14 protein-coding genes, 1 pseudogene and 1 riboswitch are annotated in these 15,447 nt (G+C 40.6%); of the genes and pseudogenes, 12 read left to right on the top strand and 3 right to left on the bottom strand.

The genetic code is table 11. From position 1 onward, the window contains the following. Nucleotides 1–7 precede the first annotated feature (7 nt). Nucleotides 8–190, bottom strand: a complete 183-nt coding sequence (locus FOF60_RS02020) for a hypothetical protein (RefSeq protein WP_192473354.1) — start codon at nt 188–190, stop codon at nt 8–10. A 398-nt stretch (nt 191–588) separates the two neighbouring features. Further along, nucleotides 589–774: riboswitch (cobalamin riboswitch) on the top strand. A 158-nt stretch (nt 775–932) separates the two neighbouring features. On the opposite strand from FOF60_RS02020, the gene FOF60_RS02025 reads away from it, so the two are divergent. From FOF60_RS02025 to FOF60_RS02045, 5 genes are all read left to right on the top strand, one after another. After that, complete coding sequence (locus tag FOF60_RS02025; RefSeq protein WP_192473353.1) at nt 933–1,442, top strand: acyl-CoA thioesterase; 510 nt, start codon at nt 933–935, stop codon at nt 1,440–1,442. After that, nucleotides 1,420–3,642, top strand: a complete 2,223-nt coding sequence (locus FOF60_RS02030; protein ID WP_192473352.1) for a ribonucleoside-diphosphate reductase subunit alpha — start codon at nt 1,420–1,422, stop codon at nt 3,640–3,642. The genes FOF60_RS02025 and FOF60_RS02030 overlap by 23 nt, the downstream gene beginning before the upstream one ends. A 17-nt stretch (nt 3,643–3,659) precedes the next feature. Continuing rightward, nucleotides 3,660–4,697, top strand: coding sequence for a ribonucleotide-diphosphate reductase subunit beta (locus tag FOF60_RS02035; protein ID WP_192473351.1), 1,038 nt, complete (start codon nt 3,660–3,662; stop codon nt 4,695–4,697). A gap of 112 nt (nt 4,698–4,809) precedes the next feature. After that, nucleotides 4,810–5,100, top strand: coding sequence for a hypothetical protein (locus FOF60_RS02040; RefSeq protein WP_192473350.1), 291 nt, complete (start codon nt 4,810–4,812; stop codon nt 5,098–5,100). Between the two features lie 117 nt (nt 5,101–5,217). Further along, nucleotides 5,218–5,682, top strand: coding sequence for a hypothetical protein (locus FOF60_RS02045; protein WP_192473349.1), 465 nt, complete (start codon nt 5,218–5,220; stop codon nt 5,680–5,682). A gap of 89 nt (nt 5,683–5,771) precedes the next feature. On the opposite strand, the pseudogene FOF60_RS02050 reads toward FOF60_RS02045, so the two are convergent. Next, a pseudogene (locus FOF60_RS02050) lies at nt 5,772–6,610 on the bottom strand (tyrosine-type recombinase/integrase). Between the two features lie 143 nt (nt 6,611–6,753). Here FOF60_RS02050 and FOF60_RS02055 point away from each other — a divergent pair. The 6 genes from FOF60_RS02055 to FOF60_RS02080 all read left to right on the top strand — a co-directional run bounded on the left by FOF60_RS02055 (nt 6,754) and on the right by FOF60_RS02080 (nt 11,324). After that, on the top strand, nt 6,754–7,608 hold the full coding sequence (locus FOF60_RS02055) for an alpha/beta fold hydrolase (protein WP_264647629.1): 855 nt from the start codon (nt 6,754–6,756) through the stop codon (nt 7,606–7,608). Nucleotides 7,609–7,650: 42 nt separating this feature from the next. Continuing rightward, a complete protein-coding gene (locus FOF60_RS02060; protein WP_192472974.1) occupies nt 7,651–8,202 on the top strand; it encodes a HEAT repeat domain-containing protein in 552 nt (183 codons plus the stop codon). A 177-nt stretch (nt 8,203–8,379) separates the two neighbouring features. Further along, a complete protein-coding gene (locus FOF60_RS02065; protein ID WP_192472975.1) occupies nt 8,380–8,616 on the top strand; it encodes a hypothetical protein in 237 nt (78 codons plus the stop codon). Nucleotides 8,617–8,686: 70 nt separating this feature from the next. Beyond that, a complete protein-coding gene (locus tag FOF60_RS02070; RefSeq protein ID WP_192472976.1) occupies nt 8,687–9,109 on the top strand; it encodes a hypothetical protein in 423 nt (140 codons plus the stop codon). A gap of 190 nt (nt 9,110–9,299) precedes the next feature. Then, a complete protein-coding gene (locus tag FOF60_RS02075) occupies nt 9,300–10,574 on the top strand; it encodes an IS110 family RNA-guided transposase (protein ID WP_192472977.1) in 1,275 nt (424 codons plus the stop codon). 453 nt (nt 10,575–11,027) lie between these two features. Then, on the top strand, nt 11,028–11,324 hold the full coding sequence (locus FOF60_RS02080) for a MafI2 family immunity protein (protein WP_192472978.1): 297 nt from the start codon (nt 11,028–11,030) through the stop codon (nt 11,322–11,324). 492 nt (nt 11,325–11,816) lie between these two features. On the opposite strand, the gene FOF60_RS02085 is transcribed toward FOF60_RS02080, so the two are convergent. Further along, nucleotides 11,817–13,130, bottom strand: a complete 1,314-nt coding sequence (locus FOF60_RS02085; RefSeq protein WP_192472979.1) for an MFS transporter — start codon at nt 13,128–13,130, stop codon at nt 11,817–11,819. Between the two features lie 360 nt (nt 13,131–13,490). On the opposite strand from FOF60_RS02085, the gene FOF60_RS02090 reads away from it, so the two are divergent. Next, a complete protein-coding gene (locus FOF60_RS02090; protein WP_192472980.1) occupies nt 13,491–15,422 on the top strand; it encodes an oxidoreductase in 1,932 nt (643 codons plus the stop codon). The last annotated feature ends 25 nt before the right edge of the window (nt 15,423–15,447 follow it).

Genomic DNA, 15,447 nt, shown 5'->3' on the forward strand with positions numbered 1-15,447 from the left:
CTTTTTTCTATATATTCTTGGCCGAATTCAGGGAACGCGTTGCTCCCCAAGCCTCTTTCATTTCTTTTATGGCTGCTGTCAGGAGCTCAATGTCCTTTAGAATTTGCGCTTTGATGACTGTGTCAGCACTTGATTGATACTCGTTTTTTAGTTGAATAAGTTCTCTTTGTAATAGAAAAAGCGTCAGCATCTTCATCTCCCCTTTGATGAAAAGAACTATCTTTCTCTTTATATAGTACTAAATACCCAAATCGGCGTTTTTAAAACATGAAATCGGATATTAATTCCAGATTAATTTAATTTATCGGCGAAAAACAAAATATATCGACCACATTTTAAGATATATCAGCGGATTTTTGATTTTATCGACCACATTTGAGAATATATCGATCACTTTTCGTATTTTATCGACCACATTTGAAGTATGCTGACCTGATTCTTCGTTGGGTGGGGGAAGCGAACCAATTCTTGTTCAGGATTAGATAAAATACAAAATGAAAAATAGTTGAAAAAGCGAGGAAGATGATTTACTATCAATTCATAACACGATATATTGTGTTATGAAATGGTTTCTATAACTAAATATTGAAATTTACCGATAAGTATGGTGTCTGAACAAGACTTAATAGGGAATCTGGTGAGAATCCAGAACTGTTCCCGCAACTGTAAGTGCTGACGAAATAAGGATGAACCACTGTCTAAAAAATAGATGGGAAGGCCTTAAACTAGGGTGAAGCACAAGTCAGGAGACCTGCCATATTTATTCGTGTTATCTTCTTCGGGAATAGGGAAGGTATACGGGGATAAATTGACAGTCTCATTCTGCTTTTTGCGGCTCCATATGAGTTGTTAATACATCAACGTTACTTAAACCCATCTTTCGAGATGGGTTTTTCTCATTTTTCAGGGAGGTTTTCAGAGAGGAGTCAGGAATGGAAGGATTATCAGCAAATGTATCAAGGACATTCCAGAACAGGCTCGTTCTGCCGCCGGATACAAACCATCTAGGAACGATTTTTGGCGGAACGGTATTGTCCTATATTGATGAGATTGCCGCTATTGCAGCTATGAAGCACAGCAGGAGGGCCGTCGTCACTGCTTCGATTGACTCGGTTAATTTTCTGTCTTCCGCTGTAGTGGGCGATATTTTAACACTTGAAGCAGTCGTCATCTCAACAGGCAGAACGTCCATGGAAGTGTTCGTGAAAGTGGAAAGTGAAAACTTGAAAGCTTGCAGGAAAACGTTAACTACCACCTCGATTCTGACCATGGTTGCAAAGGATGACAATGGTGCACCTGTCCCGGTGGAGAAGGTCATTCCAGAGAATGAGTTTGAATGGGAGCTCTTTAAGACTGCCGATATAAGAAGGAAGCACAGGCTGGAAATGAGAAAAAGTAAGCAAGCAGGAGGAATAGGAAATGAGCATTCAAGTAAGGGATGAGAAAGCTGCAAAATGGATTGAAGAAATTGAACAATCATTCCCCCGATTGGATTTTTCACAGTTCAAAGAGAAGGTGGACCGGGCTCTTGAGGTGAAAAATATGACAGCGGACCAGGTTGAGAACATGCTCATTTTGACCGCAGTGGAACGGATCGACCGGAATGAACCTGATTGGACCTATGCTGCAGCGCGGTTTTACCTGAAAAAATTGTACATGCTGAGTTCAGGCTTTAGGAGAGAAGCTGGCTACGGTTCATTTTATGAGTTAATCAATAGGTTGATAGAAATAGGGATCTATGATCGTCTAATCATAGAATCCTACTCCCGTGAAGAAATAGAGTATCTTGAAAAAGTGATTGATCCAGAGAGAGACAAGCTATTTACATATATAGGGCTTTTAACCATGGCAGAAAGATACCTGGCGCGCACACAAAATGGCGATTTTGCCGAACTGCCTCAAGAGCGGTTCATGATCATTGCCATGACGCTGCTGGCTGAAGAACCAAAGGAAAAAAGGCTTGAACTAGTGGAAGAGGCATACTGGGCGATTTCAAATCTCTATATGACAGTGGCCACTCCGACGCTCTCGAATGCCGGCAAAAGCTATGGCCAATTATCAAGCTGTTTTATAGACACTGTTGCAGATGATTTAAGGAGTATTTACGATTCGAATACAGATATATCTACCTTAAGCAAAAATGGCGGCGGCATAGGCGTTTATCTTGGTAAGATCCGAAGCCGGGGCAGTGATATCAAAGGCTTTAAAGGAATCAGTTCAGGTGTCATTCCGTGGATGAAGCAGCTGAATAACACAGCGGTTTCTGTTGATCAATTAGGACAGCGCCAGGGTGCGATTGCCGTGTACCTTGATGTCTGGCATAAAGATATCTTCCCGTTCCTTGATGCAAAACTGAACAATGGAGATGAGCGCCAGAGGACACATGATTTGTTTTCGGGCATATGTATCCCAGATTTATTTATGGAGCAAGTAGAAAAACGCGGCGACTGGTACCTGTTTGATCCGCATGAAGTCAGGAGTGTCATGGGGTATTCTCTTGAAGATTATTTCGATGAGGAAAAGGGTGCAGGATCCTTCCGGGAAAAATATTGGGCTTGTGTCAACCATCCCGGTTTATCACATAAAGTGGTCCCTGCCATCGAAATCTTTAAATCCATCATGATCTCTCAGCTTGAAACCGGCACTCCTTATATGTTTTACAGGGATCAGGTGAACAGGCTTAATGCCAATCACCACAAAGGGATGATTTATTGCAGCAACCTTTGCACGGAAATCACCCAAAATATGAGTCCGACCCTTTTGGAAGAGGAAAAAGTCGAAGACGGAAAGATCTTAATTTATAAAAAGCCAGGTGATTTTGTCGTCTGTAACTTGTCATCAATCTCTTTGGCGAAAAGCGTAGTGGATTCTGTACTTGAGAGAGTAATTAAAATTCAGGTCAGGATGCTTGATAATGTCATCGATATCAATGAGATCCCTGTGTTGCAGGCACAGATAACCAACAAGAATTATAGAGGCATCGGCCTGGGGACATTCGGCTGGCACCACCTGCTCGCCCTTAAAGGAATCAAATGGGAAAGTGAAGAGGCAGTCGAGTATTGTGATACTCTCTATGAAACTATTGCCTATTTAACGATCAGCGCAAGCCTCGATCTGGCAAAAGAAAAAGGGGTATACCCTTATTTTGAAGGTTCCGATTGGTCGACAGGCCAGTTTTTCGAGAAGAGACAATATGCCGGTGAAAGATGGGGGAAACTCGCTGAGGAAGTAAAACAGCACGGAATCAGGAACGGCTACTTAATGGCAGTGGCGCCAAACTCCTCAACCTCGATTCTTGCGGGTTCAACAGCAAGCATAGACCCGATTTTCCGGCTTGAATATTCCGAGGAAAAGAAAGATTACAAGATTCCGGTCACCGCACCAGACCTGTCAGCCGAAACGATGTGGTTCTATAAGACAGCCTACAACCTGGACCAGCATTGGAGCATCAGGCAGAATGCGCGGCGTCAGCGCCATATCGATCAATCAATCTCGTTTAATTTTTATGTAACAAATACAATCAAGGCAAAGGCACTGCTGGAGCTGCATATGGATGCCTGGAAGTCTGGACTGAAAACCACTTATTATGTCCGCTCCACATCAAGCAGTGAGTTTGATGATTGTGAAAGCTGCCATAGTTAAGAGGGGGACGGAAAACCATGAATCATTTGATGAAAAGAACACTTGTTGATGTCGATGCTCCCAATGCTTCGACCGGGATTATAAATGGCCAAAGTTCCAATATACTGAACTGGGATGATGTCCGCTTCCCGTGGGCCTATCCAAAATATAAGAGAATGCTGGGCAATTTCTGGACCCCTTTTGAGATCAATATGTCAAAGGACATCAAGCAATTTTCGATGCTTTCCGAAAAAGAACAGGATGCCTTTTTAAAAATCATCGGGCTCCTGGCACTCCTTGACAGCATACAAACAGACTACGCCGGTAAAGTTGCCGATTATCTCACCGACTCCAGCTTAAATGCGCTGATGATCATTTTGGCACAGCAGGAAGTCATCCATAATCATTCCTACAGCTATGTGCTTTCAAGCATCGTATCCAAGTCGAAGCAGCAGGAAGTGTTCGACTATTGGCGGACAGAACCAATCCTGCGCAAGCGGAATGAATTTATCACGGACGGCTATAAAGGTTTTGCGGAAAATCCCAGCATTGAAAATCTATTGCATTCCATAGTCTATGATGTCATCCTAGAAGGCCTGTTTTTCTATTCAGGCTTCGCGTTCTTTTATAATCTTGCGCGGAACCAGAAAATGGTTGGCACCAGCACGATGATTAACTACATCAACCGTGATGAACAGCTGCATGTGGGGTTATTCGAAAAGATTTTCAAAGAAATTCTGCATGAAAATCCCGAGTTCAATACAGAATCCTTGAGGGATTTCGGTACGGCAGCCTTCCGGGAAGCGGCAGTGTTGGAGATGGAGTGGGCTGATTATATTATTGGCAACCAAATCGACGGCCTGCTCATGTCAGATCTGGAAGCCTATATAAAGTTCATGGCAAACAAACGTGCAGAGCAACTCGGCTTTACAGCACCCTTCGAAGGACACCGGACCAATCCATTAAGATGGATTATCGCCTATCAGGAAGTGGACCTGGGCAAGACTGATTTCTTTGAGCAAAAATCAAGACAGTATACGAAAACTTCCGATGAGAATGGGTTTGATGAGCTTTAAGACTGCCATCGGAACAACAAGCCATTGCGTTGATCCCAGAAGGATTAACGCTCTTTTTGTAGAATATCCTTATTCAACATAAGAATCGTTAAAATTATATGGAGGTATAGTTATGTGGGTAATATTAGGGGTTATTGCAATAGTAGTAACTTTTATAAATCTCTATATGTATACAGCAGGAAAGGATTATAAGCTTGCTATGGCCATGGGATTATCTTTTACAGCATTAACACTTTGTGCAGAGTACAGTCTTGTATCGAACTGGGTAGAAGTGGAAGATTGGGCAGCTTTAGAGGATGTAGTACCTGGTATGGAAAGGGCATTATGGTTTTTGACAATTGTTTCTATCTTACTAAATATAGCACCTATACTTTTGGAACGTAAAGGTGAACGGGGGCGTTGATCTAGGAAGGATTAACCGCCTTTTGTAGAATTCCTTATTGAACGGTGCTGGTTAGTTCAATAAGAAATCATAAAAGTAATAAAAATTTACATAAAATAAGATTAAACGGAGGTTGAGATGCGAAAAGTTTATCTAGATAGAACAGAATTAACCGGAGCCATAAATGTAAATTTAAAAGATACTGAGGTTATACCAGCAGGTACAACAATTTATCCTATGAGTGTTTATCATAAAAATGAGGAGTATCAAAAATATGCTAACGATTATGATATTCAATTTATCTTTGACGATGATATTCCACAATTAGAATTTTATACGGTTCCATATGTAGATATTATGGCAAAAGATAGTATAGGTGGATTCATCGGAACTGTTGGTCAACAATGTGATTTGGAAAGTGACGCACCAATTTGTTATATCAATAGGAATTTAGAGTGCTTGATAATATCTGAAAACGGAGAAGGTTTTCTGCGTAATATAGAATCATGGAAAGACAACTTGAAACCATATGATAAAATAACCGTTTATCATTCTAAAGCAGAGGCAGGAATGGAACTGGAATTTATCGATTTGTCTGTCTGATAGTCCTCTATTATTTTATAAATTCATATTGAACTCTAACGGGTGCAAGAGTACAGAAGCAACACATTTTGCGTTGCTTCTTCGCTTTGTTAAAAGTATTTCTGGTAAAACTCCTGTCTGAGCCTTCCGCTTAGTTGAGCATAAATCCTAGTGGTTTCGCTTTTCTCGTGACCTAAAAGGCTTTGAATGACTTCTACTGGTGCTCCATTGTTTAATAAATGAGTGGCGTAGCTGTGTCTGAGTTGGTGAGGATGAATCTCCTTATTTATTCCGGCACGGGCTGAGATTTTCTTTATGTAATACCTCAACTGAGCAATACTCATCCTGTGTGGCTGTCGCTCCGTTACAAAAATAGCTGGATCATTATCTTGGCGGCTATCTATGTATCGCTTAAGCCATAACTCGGCTCGAATATTAAAATACACTTCACGTTCCTTGTCCCCCTTTCCCCTGACAATTGCTGAACGGTTAGACCAATTAATGCAATTGCGATCTAGAGCAGCGATTTCTCCGATTCTGCAGCCAGTTGAAAACGTAAATTCAAAAAGTGCCTTTTCCATAGGACTTAGACGGCTTCACGTAAAAGTTCAATCTCCCTTTCCGTTAGAAACTTTGGAATTCTCTTGCCTGCTTTAGGTTCCTTGATCTTTGCTGCTGGATTAAGGGGTATATGCCCTTCCTCGTGACACCAGCGAAACAATGACTTCATAAATCGAATTCTGTGGGCCAAACTTGAGGGTTTTAAGTCCTTGCCTTGAGTAACGAGATATTTCTTTAATCCTTCTGTGTCGAAACTATCAATATGCGGATCATTAAAATAACCAATGAGCAGCTTTGCTTGAATTGCATATGCTTTTAATGTATAAGGTGAAAAGCCTTCTATACGTTTATCAGCTTCATAGGATTTCCACGCAGATGATAATAACAAACTAATCCCTCCCGTTTAATTGGATACTAAAAGGGATTATTGCCTGTTTTATAGAAATTAAGACTCAAGGTATTAATAGTATAATAAGATTTATTCCAAGAATATTAATGTAAGGATAACTAGATAGGTAAGGAGATTTGGTAATGACCTACTGGGAAACGAAAACAATTAGTACCGCACGCGGAAACTTTGAGGTCTTTGTAAAAGGAGAGGGCAATCCAATTTGCGTCACTCATCATTATTCAGAGTTTAATCATACGGGTGATTACTTTGCAGATTCTTTGACAGAGAATAATACGGTCTACCTTGTGAATTTAAAACAAGCCGGTAATTCAAGTAAGGCTAATGAGGCTCATGAGTTGAGTATGTTTGATGCTGTATACGACCTTGAAGCAATCCGAGAGGCGTTGGGTTATGCCAAATGGACCTTTGCCGGACACTCGACAGGAGGTATGATAGGGGTCATCTACGGTATTCATTTTTCAACGTCTCTTACTTCACTAATAATTGTGGGGGCAGCTGCTAGGAAATATGCTAATTCATCCTCTGAATGTATCTATCATCCAGACCATCCAAACTTTGACCGAATGCAGCAACTTATTGAGACTTTAAAACGCTCTGATTTAACACCTAGTGAAAGGGAGCGCTTCTCTAAAGAGAGAACGAAACTGTCTCTATTTCACCCGGATAAGTATGATGAATACTTTTCTTTAGGCATACATAAAAAGATGTCTGCGCCTAGAATGAACTTTTTTATTAGGGAAGAAATGATCTTTGATGTAACCCGTGAGTTAGAAAAAATCTCAACAAATACTTTAATACTGAGTGGCCGATACGATGTACAATGCCCGCTTTCTTTCTCCGTAGAAATGAATGAGTTAATACCAAAGTCACAACTATTTGTTTTTAATGAAAGCAATCATTACCCCTTCCTTGAAGAAAAGTCGTTGTTTAGACAAGTCATCTTAACTTACTTAAAAGAAAAGGTGTCTTATTGAACTAAAGGAGCAGTTTAGTTAAAGAAGGAAAACCAAACAAATTTGTTGAAATTAATAATTAAAATTATTAGGTTGAAGGGATTTGGAGAATTGGACTTAGAAATCCTAAGAAAAGCAATTGAAGGCGGTAATGTAGAGGAAGCAGAAAGTAAATTAGAGGAAGTAGGGATAAATAAATACGAAAATGCCGTGCCCCTTCTGATTGAATACTTTAAAAGCACGGATAATCATAGGCTAAGAAATTCAATTGCAATTACACTTAGTGATATTGGAAGTAAAAAAGCAATAAACCCTATAATAGAAATGTTAAATGACCCTAAAACTTTGGGGTATCGAGGTACATTGTTATATGCATTGAAACCTTTTGATTGTTCTGCACACCTAGAAACGCTGGTCTACCATCTGTTGACTGGAAACTTCGAAGTCCAAGCGAATTCATATCAACTAATTGAAGAAAATATTAAATCAGATATAACCGATGAAGTATTATTAAAATGTATTTTAAAGATAAAGAAAGAACTTGATGAAATTGAACGACAACAAGATATACTCACAGATGCCTTAGAAATGTTATTCTCCGTTAAAGAAATATAATACTGCGACTCCAACCATATTGAACTAACGGTGCGTTGATCCAGAAGGATTAACGGCCTTTTTTGTTGAATTCCTTATTGAACAAACGAAGCAGGATAGTTGAACAAAGGTTGAAACAATATGAGCTTGGGAATTATATAAGAAGGAATTAAATTTAAGTTGTGTGGGGTTAATTGAATGGGGAAAGACTTTTATGCGGGTATATTTGTTTTGGCTGTTGGTATTTTTGCAATATATATGTTTTTTCACGCAACAAGGGAACGGTTCTTTAACGACAAGACTTATGATAGTGTCAGGCATATAACTCCATTACCTGTATCTTTTAATTTTTGGTTCATTAAAATTTTGTTTCTTATCGGAGGACTTTTATGTATTGCTGCTGGGATATGGGGAATTAGCATTCCGTTTCTTTAAAAGTCTTATTCAACGAAGATGCAGTTTAGCTGAACAAGGATAATCGCATAATAATATCGGAGGTGTTGGGATGATTACGGTTATGCAAACCGAAAGTTATCTAAAAAATAAGATTGGTGAAGATACCGATGATATAAAAAAGGTTTGGGAAACATTTAAGATTTTTTGCAAAGAGCCAGTTGAGGGAGAAGAGGATAAAGAAATCCTATTTCAATGTGGTGTTTATGATTTTACAGGAGAAGAACTATTTCACCTTGATTTTGTCCGTCAGTTTACTGTTTATGAAGAAGATGAATATTCTCGAATGGAACAACTCCACTGTGAATTTTTATTTAGACCAACAGATGAATTAAGTAAGTTAGGAACAGAAGAATGGTCAATGGATTATGATGAAGTAGATGACTTTTTTAATCAAATAGAAGACCTTCAGGAGTTTAAAATACCTTCGAATTTAAAGCCGATAAAATTAGAAATATATCAGGAAGAAGTTTAGACCCTTCTTCACTTCCGAGTGCGTTGGTCCAAGCAGGATTAACGTTCTTTTTGTTGAATTCCTTATTGAACAAACGATGTAGTTTAGCATTCCTGTAGATCGCTATTTTTGAGCTTTGAAAAAAATAGGGCTCCTCAGTAAGATATGAGTAAGACACGACTCTAACTCAAACTTAGGAGGAACCCTTACTATGAAGTTTAAAATGCAGGACAAACAAAATCAACTAATAGAAAGAATTACAGATACACATCTTGTGGTTGGTGTGGATATTGCACAACAGTTTCACGTAGCCAGAGCAGTGAATTTCCGTGGGATTGTCGTAGGAGATCCAATCACTTTTCCAAACAACGAAGAGGGATTTTCGTCCCTGTTAATCTGGATTAATAACCTTAAAAGATTACATAAACTTGAGGCTGCCATAGTTGGTATGGAACCTACCGGTCATTACTGGATTAACCTTTCTAAATGGCTGATGAAACAAGATATTGAGGTAGTGACAGTTAACCCTCATTTGGTGAAAAGAAATAAAGAAAACCGTGATAATACCCAATCAAAGAGTGATAAAAAAGACGCTCTTGTAATAGCTGATATGGTGAAGAACGGTTACTACGCTTTTGTAAGGAATACTTCTGAGTCGTTTGAAAAGCTCAGGGTACTCATGTCAAATCGGGATGTCATTGTTAAGAGGCTTGTAAGCTCGATTAATCAATTGAATCGCTGGGTGGATATTGTCTTCCCCGAGCTTAGGCAAGTATTTAAAGACATCACTGCTAAAGGAGCCATCGCAACACTTCGGCTTTTCCCATCTCCAATGGAACTAGATTCCATGAAGCCTGAAGAAATCGTGGCCGGATGGAAGTCACTCATGAAGCGGCAGCCTGGCTTGAAGAAAGCCTATTTACTACTCAATGTAGCTAGGAAATCAGTTGGTACAAGACAAGCATTAGATGCTTATAAATTTCATCTTGAGCAATTACTCGAAGAGTATGACCTTTCAATTCAACAACTTGAAAGAGTTGAACTGGCAATTAAGGATGAACTTCCTAAAATTCCTTTCGCAAATAAGTTGCTTATGATTAAGGGAATTAGTGAAATTTCGTTAGCTGGTATATTAGGGGAAGCGGGAGATTTAAGTGGTTTTTCACACGGAAACTCTTTACTTCGCCATGCAGGGCTCCATCTCGCTGAAGCTAGTTCAGGAAAGTGGAAAGGGCAAATTGTCATTTCCAAGCGTGGGAGATCTAGGCTTAGGCGTTTCCTATACTTGGCCACTATGAGCCTGGTGATGAACAACCCGGAATTTAAGGCCATTCACTCCAACAATGTTAAAGTCAAGAAAATGAAAAAGATGAAATCTATTATGAAATTAGTTGGTAAGTTGGCCAGAATATTTGTAGGAATAGCACGTAAAAATGAATCGTATTGTGCCAGGAAAGTACAACCATTTACGGAGTTGGCAGCGTAGGTAAATCAATCGTTAGTTCTCGAAGAGAAACCTCTTATCGAGTGTTGGCTTATTCGCAGGATTTCAAATATGTACGGAGTACCAGATTTCTTCAACAAAAGGGCACTGACCCATCAGGTTAGCAAAACTGGCCTCCACCCCTTGGATAGGCATGACGAAGGAATGAGAGGGCATTTGACCCGTTGAGACATGGGAGGGAAAGCCTCCAGGGGCGGCGTGGAGAAGTACATTATATGGTAGAATATGGAGTATAATCCTACTCCTCTATTTAACTATGTCTTCACGTAGCCATTTGTCCAGAATCTACTCCTATCAATTTAGCACTATATATCCATGGAGGATGAAATCCTGCGAATAAGCGAGTATTCGTGAGAAAATCGTATTAAACTGAGGGAGTTGAAGAAGGATTGATATATATTATTGACGGTTATTGTTTATATGGAGGTTTATAAAATGGTTCCAACTAAGAATGATTTAATAATTAGTTCCCATTACTCCCTTTTAGGGTCCATACCACAAAAATTAAGGGGACTAACAGTTAAATTAGAAAATGAGACTTTATATTGGAGAGCTTATTTTGACGGTGAACCAACTGAGGAAGAAAAAGGAATGTTAAGTGTTGCCTGTACGGAAGTGCTAGCTGATTTCCCCATAATTAACGCCGTTAGTGAAGAATATCTAAATTACAGATACCCTTTAAAAATGCAAGGATTACAATTCTGGGTATTTTTAAGATGGGAACAGGATTGATCCCTATTAAGCTAAAGATGCAGGTTAGTTCGAATTTACACTAAATTAAAGGGGGAATATAATATGATAGCTCTTGGGTACATTATACCAACTATAATAGCAATTTTTTTTGTTGGATTTTTCGCACCGTTAGTTGGAATTGTGGTTGGTTTTTTCATCAATATTATTGTATTACAAATAAGAATTTCAAAAAAATAGACATCCTTATGAATAGGTTAGAGGCTGTTGAAAATGTAAATTAGTGAAATTCTTCACTTAAACATAAGGGTGCTAATGTTAAAGAAAAAAATGCACAATAAAATGTTTATTAACTTACCAAACTAGCTGTCATTTTGAGTGGGAAATACTTTGCGAATAGAACTGATAATACAAAAAGCCTTACCGTTTTGATATGCTCCCCTTTAGGTAGACAGATTAAAAAATATAATCTGTTTACCTAAAGGGGAGCATATCATTTTTAATAACGGATAAGGCTTTTTGTTTGTGCATCTACTAGGCAGTAGTTGCCGCCTTTTTCTGTGTACTTGTTGCTTCTGATGTTTTTCTCTGATAGTAATACCAGTTTAAGATGATCGACAATACATAGAAGCCGATGAAGATAAAGAATGCTGGCACATAACCACCGGAAATATTGACGGACCATCCGAACAGCTTTGGAATCAGGAAGGATCCGTAAGCTGCGAAGGCTGCGGTGAAACCTAGTACTGGTGCAGCTTCTTTTGGTACGAAGATTCCAGGGATCATCTGGAATGTTGAACCAGAACCGATTCCGGCAGCAATGAACAGGACCAGGAATGATACAAGGAAGCCGGCGAACTGCTTAGTGCCAAGGAAGTAAATGACGCTTCCGGCACCGGCCATCATCACAACCAGGACGATGGATGTCAGCTTCGCGCCACCCATTTTATCAGCCAGCCATCCGCCGACAGGACGTGATGCTGCAGCAAGGAATGCACCTAAGAATGCTAATGAGATATATTCAGGAAACTGAGATTTCAACAATAGCGGGAATGCCGCTGAGTATCCAATGAAAGAACCGAATGTTGCAACATAAAGCCATGTCATGATCCATGTGTGCTTTCTTTTTACAATGACGAATTGATCAGAGAATGATTGCTTTGTTCCAGGCAGGTTATCCATGCCGAACCATGCTGCGATCGTAACAATCGCGATTGGGACAAGCCAGATGAATGCTGCGTTTTGCAGCCATACCTGCTGGCCGTTAGATAATTGCTGTCCATCTCCAGCGACAAAAGCGAAAGTTCCAGTAGTTATGATCAATGGTGTTACGAATTGTACGACTGATACACCCATGTTACCTAAACCGCCGTTAATGCCTAGCGCGGTTCCACGTGCTTTTTTCGGGAAGAAGAAGCTGATGTTGGATGAAGAACTCGAGAAGTTACCGCCACCCAGGCCAGAAAGTGCTGCTAGTAAAAGCATGACAGAATATGGTGTGTCAGGATTCTGGACTGCAAAACCTATTCCGATTGCCGGAATCGCCAGTACAGCTGTTGACAGGACCGTCCAGTTACGGCCACCCATCATTCCAACGCCAAAGGTATAAACAAATCGTAAAGTTGCACCAACAAGACCAGGCATTGCAGCCAATGTGAAAAGCTGCTGATCAGTAAAACTAAAGCCAATATCATTTAAGCGAATTGCGACTACAGACCAAATTTGCCAGACAATGAACGCGAGCATCAAGGAAGGAACAGAGATCCATAAGTTCCGCTGGGCATGTTTTTTGCCTTCGGATTGCCAAAAACCATCGTCTTCAGGATTCCATTTATTTATACGAGCCATTTTAATTCCTCCAAATATTTTTGAGTGTTTACAAGATTAATAAACCATTTATATCACACATCAGTTGTGACGAACCTCACATCTGAGAACACCATCACAATTCTGTCAAAAAGTCTTGAACATTCTTTGACAGAGGGTGATAAAAGTCAGTACCCATAGGGGTTTTACCTAGTGTAAACACGCTATTTTCTAGTGCGAAGACTGGTGCAAGCACAAGAGAGTATGGAGAGAGTAGCCTCTGCAGTACTTCAAAATATTGTCATAGACACCTCACAAAGTTGAAACGTTCATTCTCCGATTTTGTGATTTAATAGTATATAGATTGTGAAATAGTGAGCAAAACAGACGGAGGTAAAGTTAATGAATTATCCACATTTGTTTTCGGTCGGAAAAATAGGCAGTGTAACACTCAAGAATAAGATTGTGATGCCTGCAATGGGAACCGGATTGGCCAGTTCGGATGGAGAATTGACGGAGCAGCAAATTCGTTATTATGAGGAAAGAGCTAAGGGAGGAACTGGCTTAATCATCACTGAATTTACGACAGTTGACTTTGAATTGGGTAGAGCGGCAGCCAACCAGCTAAGGTTCGATGATGACCGTTTTATTCCGGGATTCCGCAGGCTTGCAGACGCAGTCCATACTTATGGTGCGAGGGTGTTTGTCCAGCTTCACCATGCCGGCAGAGAATCCAGCTCCTATTTGACAGGAGGAAAGCAAATTGTCGCTCCCAGCCCGGTTACCTGTGAAGCAATTGGCGAAGAACCAAGGGAATTATCAACTTCTGAGGTAAAGGATATCATCGGCAAGTTTGTTGAGGGGGCAGCCCGCTGCCAGGCTGCTGGCATAGATGGAGTAGAGCTTCACGGTGCGCATGGTTATTTGATCAACCAGTTTTTAAGCCCGAATACCAATCTTCGTAAAGACGAGTATGGCGGCAGCTTTGAAAAGAGGATGCGATTCGTTGAAGAGATTATCCAGGGAATCAAACAGCAGTGTGGAGCGGACTACCCCGTTACTGTAAGGCTCAGCGTCGATGAATTTGAAGAAGGTGGCATGGACCTTTCTTTAAGCCGTAAAGTCAGCCGCTACCTGGAGAAAATAGGAGTCGATGGCATCCATGCAAGTTCAGGAAACTACAATACGATGGAGAAGGTCATCGAATCTCCTCTTTTTGAAGAAGGCTGGAGAGTTTACCTGGCAGAGGAAATCAAGAAAGAAGTCAATATTCCGGTTTTTGCGGTAGGGAATATCCGCGATCCTCAATTTGTGGAATCCATTTTGGCTGCTGGCAGAGCAGACTTTGTCGCCATTGGCCGCGGCCATATTGCAGACCCTGATTGGGTGCGGAAGGTTGCCGATGGCAGGGAGAAAGAAATCAGAATGTGTATTTCCTGCCTGCACTGCGTTTATACGAAGGGACATATTGAGTGTTCAGTCAATGTCAGGGCAGGACGGGAGATTGAATTTTTGGAAATGAAAAAAATCAATGAGAAGCGTCATGTGGTGATTGTCGGTGGCGGTCCGGGCGGGATGGAAGCAGCAAGGGTTTTAGCCATAAGAGGTTTTGATGTGACTCTTATTGAAAAGAATGGCAAGCTCGGCGGGCAACTGAATCTTGTTACAGACCCGGTCTATAAAAAGAAAATGGCAAGATACGTTAGATACCTCATCAATGAAATGGACCGGCTGAAAATTGATATCCGCTTGAATTTAGAGGCTTCTGTCGGGTTGATTAAATTAATGAACCCGGATGTGGTTCTGCTGGCGACAGGCGGTACCCCGCGTGTCCCGGCTTTTGAGGGTCTTGAGCTTCCACATGTAAGCAATTATCGCGATGTCAAAGTTGAAAACAGCATTTTTACCGGCCAAAAAATTGCAGTTATCGGTAGCGGGATGGTTTGCCACAGTACTTCCCGCAGACTTTCAGAGCAAGGAAATGACGTAACACTCATTGAAATCCTCACAGAATCAGCCAGAAAAATAAGCCCGCAGACCAGAATGAAACTGATGGAAAAGCTAAAAACGGTAGGCATCCAAGTCATTACCGGCCACAGCGTCAGCGAAATCACGGCTGAAGGAGTCATTTTAAAAGAGGACAAAACTGGCGAAACCAAAGCGATAGAGGTGGACCAGATTGTCATAGCCATGGGAGTGCAGGCTTATAACCCGCTGGAACAATATTTGAGGGAAATCATGAAGAATGTTTATGTAATTGGGGATGCAGCAGGCAATACATCTTTAGCAGATGCCACAAGAGAGGGATTTGAACTTGCCTGTGCACTGGGATAAGAAACTGGCTAGCATAATATATTAA

It is taken from the genome of Mesobacillus jeotgali (genome assembly GCF_014856545.2).
In the GTDB taxonomy this organism is placed as follows: Bacteria; Bacillota; Bacilli; order Bacillales; family Cytobacillaceae; genus Mesobacillus.